The sequence below is a fragment of the Micromonospora sp. NPDC049662 genome (assembly GCF_040675055.1).
GTDB lineage: Bacteria > Actinomycetota > Actinomycetes > Mycobacteriales > Micromonosporaceae > Micromonospora.
This window is the reverse complement of sequence record NZ_JBFAOC010000063.1, coordinates 25241-35569: the sequence shown is the minus strand read 5'-3', so window position 1 is coordinate 35569 and position 10329 is coordinate 25241. Positions and strand designations below refer to the sequence as shown.

General features: G+C 72.4%; 10 protein-coding genes. 6 read left to right on the top strand and 4 right to left on the bottom strand.

Annotation, left to right across the window (positions count from 1 at the left end; all coding sequences use genetic code 11):
- A partial coding sequence (locus tag AB0J36_RS29555) for an NADH-quinone oxidoreductase subunit C (protein WP_363661419.1) occupies window positions 1–666 on the bottom strand: 666 nt, incomplete at its 3' end.
- A gap of 103 nt (window positions 667–769) precedes the next feature.
- On the opposite strand from AB0J36_RS29555, the gene AB0J36_RS29550 reads away from it, so the two are divergent.
- Entirely contained in the window at window positions 770–1816 is a 1047-nt protein-coding gene (locus AB0J36_RS29550) for a glucose 1-dehydrogenase (protein WP_363661418.1), read from the top strand.
- A 5-nt stretch (window positions 1817–1821) separates the two neighbouring features.
- On the opposite strand, the gene AB0J36_RS29545 is transcribed toward AB0J36_RS29550, so the two are convergent.
- On the bottom strand, window positions 1822–3138 hold the full coding sequence (locus AB0J36_RS29545) for a DUF2252 domain-containing protein (RefSeq protein WP_363661417.1): 1317 nt from the start codon (window positions 3136–3138) through the stop codon (window positions 1822–1824).
- A 188-nt stretch (window positions 3139–3326) separates the two neighbouring features.
- On the opposite strand from AB0J36_RS29545, the gene AB0J36_RS29540 reads away from it, so the two are divergent.
- A complete protein-coding gene (locus AB0J36_RS29540) occupies window positions 3327–4259 on the top strand; it encodes a hypothetical protein (protein WP_357174315.1) in 933 nt (310 codons plus the stop codon).
- A 56-nt stretch (window positions 4260–4315) separates the two neighbouring features.
- On the opposite strand, the gene AB0J36_RS29535 is transcribed toward AB0J36_RS29540, so the two are convergent.
- On the bottom strand, window positions 4316–4882 hold the full coding sequence (locus tag AB0J36_RS29535) for an NADH-quinone oxidoreductase subunit B family protein (RefSeq protein ID WP_355053355.1): 567 nt from the start codon (window positions 4880–4882) through the stop codon (window positions 4316–4318).
- A 178-nt stretch (window positions 4883–5060) separates the two neighbouring features.
- Between AB0J36_RS29535 and AB0J36_RS29530 the strand changes: the two genes are divergently transcribed.
- From AB0J36_RS29530 to AB0J36_RS29515, 4 genes are all read left to right on the top strand, one after another.
- A complete protein-coding gene (locus AB0J36_RS29530; protein ID WP_357134126.1) occupies window positions 5061–5597 on the top strand; it encodes a SigE family RNA polymerase sigma factor in 537 nt (178 codons plus the stop codon).
- On the top strand, window positions 5590–6807 hold the full coding sequence (locus tag AB0J36_RS29525) for a hypothetical protein (RefSeq protein ID WP_357134128.1): 1218 nt from the start codon (window positions 5590–5592) through the stop codon (window positions 6805–6807). The genes AB0J36_RS29530 and AB0J36_RS29525 overlap by 8 nt, the downstream gene beginning before the upstream one ends.
- A 212-nt stretch (window positions 6808–7019) precedes the next feature.
- The gene (locus tag AB0J36_RS29520; protein ID WP_357134164.1) at window positions 7020–7571 is read left to right on the top strand and encodes a SigE family RNA polymerase sigma factor; all 552 of its coding nucleotides are present in this window, start codon (window positions 7020–7022) and stop codon (window positions 7569–7571) included.
- Entirely contained in the window at window positions 7564–8772 is a 1209-nt protein-coding gene (locus tag AB0J36_RS29515) for a hypothetical protein (protein WP_357174308.1), read from the top strand. Before AB0J36_RS29520 ends, AB0J36_RS29515 begins: the two co-directional genes overlap by 8 nt.
- A gap of 48 nt (window positions 8773–8820) precedes the next feature.
- On the opposite strand, the gene AB0J36_RS29510 is transcribed toward AB0J36_RS29515, so the two are convergent.
- Window positions 8821–10326, bottom strand: a complete 1506-nt coding sequence (locus AB0J36_RS29510; protein WP_363661416.1) for an aminotransferase class V-fold PLP-dependent enzyme — start codon at window positions 10324–10326, stop codon at window positions 8821–8823.
- Window positions 10327–10329: the final 3 nt, after the last annotated feature.

Here is a 10329-nt window from a genome sequence, read left to right as displayed (position 1 = left end):
CGCCGCGGGCCGCGCCGGACGGTCGCCGGCCGGTCGGGCCGGGGTGCCGCCGCGCGGCCCCTCCCCCACACCACCCGCGCCGGCCGGGGTGGGCGTCGTCCCCCACTCGCCCGGAGCGGGCACGCCCGGCGGGCGGATCGGCCGGCGGCCACCGCCGGCCTCCGACTCACCCGGTTCCTTCGCGCCCGGCCAGGGCTTCGCCACCCTCGATGCGAGCACGAACTCCTTGCGCAGCGGGTTGCCCTCGAACTCCGGGGGCAACAGCAGCGGTCGCAGCTCACCGTGCCCGGCGAAGTCGATGCCGAACATCTCGTGGGTCTCCCGCTCGTGCCAGGCGGCGCCGGGGTAGAGGTCCACCACCGAGGCCACCGAGGGCGCGTCGCGGGGCACCCGGGTGCGCAGCAGCACGCCGTGCCGCAGTCGCGTCGACCAGAGGTGCGCGACCACGTCGAAGCCCTCGGCCAACTCGTCGACCGCCGACAGCCAGTCGAAGAAGTCGCAGGCCAGCTCGGTGTCGTCGCGGGCGGCGCGGACGGCGGTCGACCAGCTTGCCAGCGGTACGTCGACGGTGGCCCGGGCGAACCGCTGCCCGCCGGAGACCGACGCGGTCGCCTCGACGGGCGCGAGCAACGCGACCAGCCGAGCGCCGACCTCTTCTGACGTCATGCCGCTGATCCTAGGTGCCGACCCGGCCCACGGTCCGCGACCGGCCTCCGGTGACCTTCCGGCTTTACCGGCGGTTGTCCCGCCCACGGGGAAAGATGAGGGCGTGCGCGCTGTGACGGTGAAACCCGGGCAAGCCAACTCGCTGAGCCTCGTCGAGGATCAGCCGGAGCCGGCGTCCGAGGAGGGCGCTGTCCTGGTCGAGGCCCTGGCCGTGGGCATCTGCGGCACCGACCACGAGATCATCGCCGGCGACTACGGCGAGGCGCCGCCGGGCGCCGATCGGCTCGTCATCGGGCACGAGTCGCTGGGCCGGGTGCTCGACGACCCGACCGGCACCCTGCAACCCGGCGACCTGGTGGCCGGCATCGTCCGGCATCCCGACCCGGTGCCCTGCCCCAACTGCGCGGTCGGCGAGTGGGACATGTGCCGCAACGGGCGGTACACCGAGCACGGCATCAAGGCACTGCCCGGTTTCGCCCGGGACCGTTGGCGGATCGAACCGGAGTTCGCGGTCAAGCTCGACCCCGCGCTGGCCCAGGTCGGCGTGCTGTTGGAGCCGACCAGCGTGGTGGCCAAGGCATGGGACCACATCGAACGGATCGGGCACCGGGCCGAGTGGCAGCCGCAGACCGTGCTGGTGACCGGGGCCGGACCGATCGGGCTGCTGGCGGCGCTGCTCGGCGCCCAGCGCGGGCTCACCGTCCACGTGCTGGACCGGGCCACCGACGGGCCGAAGCCGGAGCTGGTCGCCGGGCTGGGCGCCACCTACCACGCGGTGCCGGTCAACGACCTGCCCTTCGAGCCGGACGTGGTGATCGAGTGCACCGGCGCGCCCACGGTGGTCCTGGACGTCATGTGCAAGGCCGCGCCGAACGGGATCGTCTGCCTGGCCGGGGTGTCCAGCGGCGGCCGGAGCATCGACTTCGACGCCGGGGCGCTCAACCGGGCGCTGGTGCTGGAGAACAACGTGGTGTTCGGCTCGGTGAACGCCAACCGGCGGCACTGGAACATGGCAGCTCAGGCCCTCACGCGTGCCGACCAGGTCTGGCTCTCCTCCCTGATCACCCGGCGGGTGCCGGTGAACCGGTACGCCGACGCGTACACCGCCGGGCCGGACGACATCAAGGTCGTGCTCGAGTTCGCCTCGTGAATCGGTCAGATCCCCGGTAGCCGGCCGTTGCGGAACAGGTCCACGAAGAGTTGGTGGTCCTGGCGGGCGCGCACCCCGTACGCGTGCGCGAAGTCCACCAGATGGGTGACGAACCCCGACTCGTCGGCGTCTACGGCAGCGACGATCGCCTCCTCGGTGGAGTAGTCCACAAGGTCGTGGCTGGACTCGTCGTCGGCGACCGAGTGCATCCGGGCCACCGCCCGGCCGAGGTCGGCCAGCACCCCGGTCAGCTCATCCGGCTCGTTCACGTCGGCCCAGTTCAGATCGCCGGCGTACGGGGAGACCTCGGCGACCAGTTGACCCGCCCCGTCCAGCTCGGTGTAGCCCAGCCACGGGTCGGCGTGCGCCTGCAACGCGCGCTGCGACTCGGCGGTCCGGTGACCCTGGTGCCGGAAGTAGCGGGCCACCGACTCGTCGGTGCTGTAGCGGGCCACCGCCGGGACCTGCGCCTGCTTCATGTAGATCAGCACGTCGTTCTCCAGCGCCTGCGTGTGCCCCTCCAGCAGCAGGTTGTACGACGGCAGCCCGGCCGAGCCGATGCCCACGCCCTTGCGCAGCACCACGTCCTTGATCCGGGCGGCCCCTGGACGCAGCCGGGCGGTGGCGGCGGGCAGGGTCTCCAGGTACTCCTCGAAGGCGGCGAGCACCCGGTCCCGGGTCCTGGCGTCGACCTCGAAGACGCCGTCGGTGACGGAGAACCGCCGCTCGTAGTTGTCGACGGTGGTCTGCGCGGCGAGCAGGTCGACCCGCGTGTTGAGGCGGGCCTGCTGGAGCACCCGACGCAGCACCCCGTCGGCGTTGTCCAGGGTGATCGAGCCGATGGCGTCGTCCCCACCGGCGGCGATCGCCCGCAACTCGGTCAGGTAGGCGCGGGCGAAGCCGGTCACCAGCTCGTCGATCACCGTGTCGGAGAGGGCCTTGCTGTAGCCGAGCAGCGCCACGCTGGCCACGAACCGCCGCAGGTCCCAGGTGAACGGGCCGACGTACGCCTCGTCGAAGTCGTTGACGTTGAACACCAGTTGCCCGGACGCGTTCATGTACGTGCCGAAGTTCTCCGCGTGCAGGTCGCCGTGGATCCACACCCGGCCGGTCCGCTCGTCGAGGAAACGGTCGTCGGCGAAGTCACCGCGCTGGTCGGCGTAGAACAGCGCGGCGCTGCCCCGGTAGAAGGCGAACGGCGACGCGGCCATCTTGCGGAACTTGCGCCGGAAGGCCGCCGGATCGATCGCCATCGACGCGCCGAACTCCGCGCTGAGCACCTCGGTGATGTGGTCCGAGCGCCGGTCCCCTGAGCTGGTCATGGTCCGCAGGCTAGCCGGCCGGGTCCACCACGGGCTGGCAGAACGGGGTGGCGGAACGGGAACCCATCGATCATGCTGTCTGCGTCACGCGCGGGGGTCCGGACACCACGGTCACGTCGGCCGATCGCTGCTGCCATGGGCGGCAGCAGGTCCCTCGCCGGGCGTCGACCACGGAGGACCGGACACACATGTTCCGCAAAACGGGGACCCTGCTCACCGCCGCACTGCTCGGCCTGACCGCCACGATCGGTGGGGCCGGACCGGCCGCCGCGGCACCGGCGGACGCCGCCGGCGGCACCGTGTCGGTGGGCAGACTGATCCTGGAGCCGACCGAGCGGGGCTACCTGGACAGCCTCCCGGTGACCGTCACCAACACCGGCAGCGAGACCGACTACTTCTACCTGACGCTGCGCGAGCCGGTCCCGGGCGCGTTCCAGGACACGGACAGCCGCTGCGACTGGTTCGGCGCGATGGAGGAGAACCGGCGGCTGTTCGACTGCTCCCTCTCGAACAACTGGGCCTACCTCGCCCCGGGCGAGAGCCGCACGGTCACGCTGGACTTCCACGTGCTGACCACCCCGCGGGCGTACCCGATGAGCATGACCGGAGGCCGGATCGCGGTCTCCTCGATCAACGGTGGCCTGATCGCGGAGAGGTCGCTCACTGCGCTGTTCCGGTCCACGACCGGGTCGCTGATCCGCCCCCGGCCGTACGTCCAGGACGCCCAGCCGGACGCCGCCATCGACTCGGTGGGCCCGGTGACCCTCGACCCGGAGGGCACCGGCCGCCTCTACCTGCCGGTGACCGTGCGGTACAAGGGGGACGCGCCGCACGTCGGCCTCGACATCAAGGCCAGTCCGCTGCCCGCCGGGTCGCGCATCGAATACACCATCCCGTCGGAAGGGCCGGTCCTGACGGACCATTCCTGGGTACCGGGGCAACGGATGATGCCCGGCGAGGTGCGTAGCTTCGGATTGGTGATCACCCCGCCGACCGACCCGGCCGACGCTCAGGACGTCATCACCCTGGCGTTGACGACCAACTGGTTCCCGTCGGGCCCGGACGCCGACCCCAGCGACAACACCGCCCAGACCACGCTGGCCATCGCGGCCACCAGCTGATCACCACACGGCAGGGCCGTCGCTCGGACTCGTCCGGGCGGCGGCCCCGGCGTTCGTCAGCCCGCGTCGGGTGGGCGTACGGGTGGGGCGGTGAGGGAGTCGACCGAGCGTGGGGCGCTGGCCTCGGCGGGCGCGGCGAGCAGGTCCCGCTGCGGCACTCCGCCGATCCCGGACTGCTCGGCGGCGATCTTCTCCTGAAGGCGCAGGATGCCGTGCAGCAGCGCCTCCGGGCGGGGCGGGCAGCCGGGCACGTAGACGTCGACCGGGATGAGCTGGTCGACGCCCTTGGTCACCGAGTACGAGTCCCAGTAGGGGCCACCGCAGTTCGAGCACGCGCCGAACGAGATGACGTACTTCGGCTCGGGCATCTGGTCGTAGAGCCGCTTGATGGCCGGGGCCATCTTGTCGGTCACCGTGCCGGAGACCACCATGAGGTCGGCCTGTCGGGGGCCGTGGGCGAACGGGATCACGCCGAGCCGGATGAAGTCGTGCCGGCCCATGCTGGTGGCGATGAACTCGATCGCACAGCAGGCCAGGCCGAAGTTGAACACCCAGAGCGAGTAGCGGCGCCCCCAGTTCAGCACGAACCGGATCGGCTCACCGAGCACTGCCGGTAGCTGCACGGACGTCCCCTCTCCTCACCCCACAGTGAATCACAGCCGGCTGTCACGGACCGGACAGGCAACCCCACCGGGTCCGACCGCAACCGGCGGGCGCAGCAGAGTGTGTGACCGGTGCTGGCGAACACGCCGCCTGCGGCCACCACGGGGAGGACGAGTGCTTGTGACAGGAGAAGTACGGGTGGGCGGACCGCCCCCCGACCCGCCGGGAAGTCCTCTCCCCGCGACCGCCGAACTGGTCTTCGACGACTTCTACCACGCTCACTTCCGCTCGCTGGTGGTGCAGCTCACCGCGTACACGGGTGACCGTGGGCAGGCGCAGGACCTGGTTCAGGAGGCGTTCTGCCGGGCGTACGCCCACTGGGGTCGGCTCGCCCGGTACGACGATCCGCTGGCCTGGGTACGCCGGGTCGCCTGGAACCTCGGCCACAACCGCTGGCGGCGGCTGCGGACCGCGCAGGCCTGGCTGCTGCGGCAACGGGAGACACACGTCGCCGAGCCGAGCCCGGACCGGGTCGCCCTCGACACCGCCTTGGCCAAGTTGCCGCCGAAGCAGCGCCGGGCTGTCGTACTGCACTACCTCGCCGACCTGACGGTCGCCGAGATCGCCGCCCAGGAACGGGTCGCCGAGGGAACCGTCAAGTCCTGGCTGCACCGGGGACGGGCGGCCCTCGCGACGCACCTGCGCGACACCACCGAGGAGGTGCGAGATGTCTGATCAGGAGATCCTCGACCTCGCCGAAGAGTTCGCCCACTACCGCCGTACCGTGCTGGAGGAGGTCGAGGTGCCCGGGCCGGCCGCCGTGCGGCGGACGGCGCGAGGCCGCGGCCGTCGCCGGTTCGCCACCACCACCGCGACGGTGCTCGCGCTGTTCGGCGGGGCCGCCGTCGGGTACGCGACGATGAACGGCCCCGATCGCGAGCCGGGGCCCGTGGATCCCACGTCCGCGCCGTCCGCCAGCCCGTCGGCGACCGCGACCGCCAGTGCGACGGCCAGCCCGTCTGCCACGGCGTCGAACGGCGGCGCCAGCCCGACCGTCGCCGCCCCGAACGGCCGCATCGGCCGGGCCCAGTTGCTCGCCGCGACGGTGTCGCTGCCCGCCTGGACCACCCCGGCGGAATGCCCCACTGGGCGGGTGCGGCTGGGTGCCGAACCGGCCCGCGAAGGCGTCAACGAGCTGGTCGCGCTCGACTACGGCGACCTGGACGGCGACGGGGCGACGGAGACGGTCGCCCTCGTGCGCTGCCTGTTCGGCACCCGCGGGCCGTTCCAGGTGGTCGCCTTCGATCGGGACGCGTCCGGCCGGGTCGTCACCCTCGGCCGCGTGGCCGGCACCGCTTCGCCCACGCCGGGTTGGGTGACCGCCCTGGACGTACGCGACGACGGCGAGGTTCGGGTCGAGGTGCTCGACGTCGCGCCCGGCGGCGGCTGGCCGATGAAGAACTCCCAACGGCAGTGGCGCGGCTACCGCTGGACCGGTGACGCGTTCGACCAGGTGTCCGGGCCGAGCACCTTCGGCCCCAACCCGCGATCGGCCGACCTGTCGATCACCGCCACCGACCTGGTGTTGACCCCTGCGGCGGACGACTCCCGATCGGGCACGGTCACCGTGCGGATCCGCAACGACGCGGATCGGACGCCGCCCGGGGTGCTCTTCACCATCGAGCTGCCGAAGGCGCTGCAGCCCGTCGGGGACGGCTGGTCGGGCTGCGACATCGGGACGGGGAGCACCGTGCTGGTGTCCTGCCACATAAGCGCCGTGCCTGCGCACGGCGAGATGCGGCGGACCCTGGAACTGCGGGTCGCCGCCGGTACCAGCCTGGCCCCGGGAAAAGCGACACTCTGGACCTGGTCCCGGGACCCGGACATGGACCCGTGGCTGGACAACAACAGCGATGACAACGAGTCGACCTTCGGCTATCGCTGACCCTTCCCGGACACGGACACGGATCGACTGGACGAGGCGGCCGCGCTCACCCGAGCGCGGCCGTCGTCGGCCTGCCCGTCCGCCGCGGCCCGCTCGTCGACTGTCGGATTCGCGGCTGGGCGGACCGCAACCAGGTGCCTCGCGGCGGAGTGTTACCGGCGCCCAGGGGCACCGGCCCAGCGGGCAAACGGGGAGGGGCAGTGACAGCAACGATGGGGGCCCGCGCCAACGAACCGCCGGCGGTGCTGACGTCCGGAGGGTCGAACGCGGCGGCGATCGCCTTCGACGACTTCTACCACGCGCACTTCCGGAGCGTCACGGCCCAACTGTGTGCGTACACCGGGGATCTGGGCCACGCGCAGGACCTCGCCCAGGAGGCGTTCTGCCGGGCGCTGGCACGCTGGGACCGCCTGGTCCGCTACGACGATCCGGTGGCCTGGGTCCGCCGGGTCGCCTGGAACCTGGCCCGCAGCCGCTGGCGTCGGCTCCGCACGGCACGCAACCACCTCCTGCGGCAGCGACACGTCGAAGCCGAGGTGGACGGCCCCACGCCGGATCGGGTGGCCATCGACGCGGCGCTCACGCAACTGCCGCCCAACCATCGACGGGCCGTCATCCTGCACTACCTGGCCGACCTGTCGGTCAGTCAGATCGCCCTGCAGGAAGGAGTGGCCGAGGGCACCGTGAAGTCCTGGCTGCACCGGGGCCGGACCGCCCTGGCCGGACTGCTGGACGAGAACACCGAGGGGGTGTCCGATGTCTGATCTCGACCCGCGGCTGCGCGAACGGTTGACCGCGTACCGTGCGGACGTCACCGCCCGGGCCGTCGGCCCCGGTCCCGACCAGGCCCGACGTACCCTGCGCCGTCGCCGGCGGACGAGGGTCGTGGCGGTCGCGGCGGCTGCGGTCGTGCTGGTGTTGGCGCCGGTCGTCGCCAACGCCGCGCTGAAGGGCGACCGAACGCCACCGGTACCGGCGGAGTCCGTCGACCCGACACCCCCGCCGACGACGACCCCGCCACCACCCACACCGTCGGTCAGCCAATCACCAGATTCCACACCCACTGCCGACCCGGGCGCCCCGGACGGCCGGATCAGCCGGGCCCAGTTGCTCGCCGCCCGTGTCGACCTGCCGACGTGGCCGCAGACCGCGCCGTCCACCTGCATCACGACGAACGTGCGGCTGGCGACCACCTCGAACAAGAGCTTCGTCCCGTTGCTCACCGACCTGTCCGTGGACCACGCCGACCTGGACGGTGACGGCGCTCAGGAGACGGTTGCCGTCGTCGCCTGCCGGTACGGGGAGGCGTTGGCGAAGCAGGTCGTCGCCTTCGACCGGGATGACGACGGGCGCATCGTGACGCTCGGCCGGGTCGTCCGGACCACCGACGGTGTCGAGGACATCCTCGGGGTGACCCTCACCGCGGCCGGCACGGTCGACGTGCGGGTGGCCGACCTGCAGCCGTGCTGCGACACCCCGACGTACTGGAAGCAGGAACAGACGCGTACCTACCGGTTCAAGGGTGGCCGGTTCGTGCAGACAGGCGGCCCCACGAAGTTCGGGAAGGATCCCCGGCTCACCGACCTGCGCCTGTCCATGACGCACACACTGGTAAATGTCACCGGTGGTCGCGAGCTGACCATCGTCCTCACCGTCACCAACGCGGGATCGGTCGACGCGGCCCAGGTCCAGTTCAGGGGCCTCGACGTGGGTGCGCCGACGACAGGTGACTGGTCCAGGTGTGACCCGGCGGCCGCGGCGGCCGACGACCACCGGACGTGTCTGGTGCCGGGGGTGCCGGCCGGCGAGTCGCGACGCTACACGTTCGTCCAGCGGGTGCCGAGCCGCTCGGGCACCGATGCGACCACCCGGTTCTTCTTCGTGACCCACTACGACGCGCAGGACCGGCAGTGGCGCGACCGCAACGAGAAGGACAACAAGGTGCAACTCCCCGGCGTGTTCTGACGAGGAGGATGTCCGGTGCCCCATCCCGTCGGGGTGGGGCACCGGGGTTCACTCGCCCGAACTCCAGTCGGGGCGTTGCAGGAGGCCCACGAACTCGACCAGCAACCTCTCGCGCAGCGCCGACGGGGCGGCGTCGAGCAGCGTGTTCACGACCGCCATCCGATCCGGCAGCGGACCGGAACTGTCGCCGCCGCCCAGGCCCAGCCCGGCCGCCAGGCCGGCCACCACCTCCGGCGTCAGCGCCTCGGGGGTGAGGACGCCGACCAGGGAAGCCACCTCGGCGGGCAGCCGCACCGGGCCGCTCGCCTGGGTCGCCGCCACCGCGGCGGCCAGATCCGGGCCGAACTCGGCCACCCGGGGCGCGACCGAGGCGGTCACCGTGAGGTGCACACTGGCCGGCAGATCGGCGTACGACAGCTGGGGCTGGGTGTGCCAGCCACGGGCGGTCAACTCGTCGACCAGGACGAACAGGTCGGGGCCGCCCTCGGCGGCGGTGAAGCAGACCACCGTGGACTCCGGCTCGGCCATCAGCCGTAGCCCGTCGACGGCGCGGACCGCGTCGGCCAGGGCAGCGACCGCGTCCCGGGTGGTGGCGGCCAACCGCAGGTAGCCGGCGTCGCCGAGGTGTCGCAGGGTGGCGTACGCGGCGGCGATCGGCCCGCCCGAGCGGGTCGAGGCGATCACCGGGTTGATCATCGTGTAGCCGGGCCAGTCGGCGTACGCGAAGTACTGCGGCGCGCGTCCGGTGGCGTCCCGGTGCAGCAGCACCGACACGCCCTTCGGCGCGTACGCGTACTTGTGCAGGTCGACCGAGATGGACGTGACGCCGGGAACCGTGAAGTCGAACGCCGGCACCGGCTCGCCGAGGCGACGCAGGTACGGCAGGGACCAGCCACCGAAGCAGGCGTCGACGTGGCAGCGCACTCCGGCCTCGGCGGCGACGGCGGCGATCTCGGCGACCGGGTCCACCACCCCGTGCGCGTACGAGGGCGCGGAGCAGGCGACAAGTACCGTGTCCGGCCCGATCGCGGCGGCCATCGCGGCGGGTTCGGGACGCAGCGTGTCCGGCGAGACCGGCACCACGTCCAGCGCCACCCGCAGATAGTGCGCCGCCTTCGCGAACGCGGCATGCGCGGTCGACGGCACCACGATCCGGGGCGCGGCGATCTCCGGGTGCGCGTCCCGGGCCGCCTTGACGGCGAGGATCAGCGACTCGGTGCCGCCGCTGGTGACGCTGCCGACCACGTCCGGCGCGGTCGTCCCCGGGCCGCCGCCGAGCACCCGGCCGGCCGCGCCGACGAGCGCGTTCTCCATGGCCAGCAGGGACGGGAACGCGGTCGGGTCGAGACCGTTGACGTGGGCGCTCTCGGAGTGCGCGGCGGCGGTGAGGTCGTCGAGTCCCGGCACCGCCGGGTCGTAGACGTAGGCGAACAGCCGTCCACCGTGGGTGGGCCGGTCACCGGCGCGCAGCCGCCGAACCTCGTCCAGCGCCTGTTCCGCGCTGACCCCGTCGCGGGACAACGCGCCCGCCCCGAGCGTGTTCTCGTCGATCATGGA

Bases quoted from the DNA above. Each gene is read 5' to 3' on its own strand.
- AB0J36_RS29525 (WP_357134128.1), top strand. From the start codon at position 5,590: ATGTCTGATCAGGAGATCCTCGACCTCGCCGAAGAGTTCGCCCACTAC.
- AB0J36_RS29510 (WP_363661416.1), bottom strand. From the start codon at position 10,326: ATGATCGACGAGAACACGCTCGGGGCGGGCGCGTTGTCCCGCGACGGG.
- AB0J36_RS29540 (WP_357174315.1), top strand. From the start codon at position 3,327: ATGTTCCGCAAAACGGGGACCCTGCTCACCGCCGCACTGCTCGGCCTG.
- AB0J36_RS29520 (WP_357134164.1), top strand. From the start codon at position 7,020: ATGGGGGCCCGCGCCAACGAACCGCCGGCGGTGCTGACGTCCGGAGGG.
- AB0J36_RS29515 (WP_357174308.1), top strand. From the start codon at position 7,564: ATGTCTGATCTCGACCCGCGGCTGCGCGAACGGTTGACCGCGTACCGT.
- AB0J36_RS29545 (WP_363661417.1), bottom strand. From the start codon at position 3,138: ATGACCAGCTCAGGGGACCGGCGCTCGGACCACATCACCGAGGTGCTC.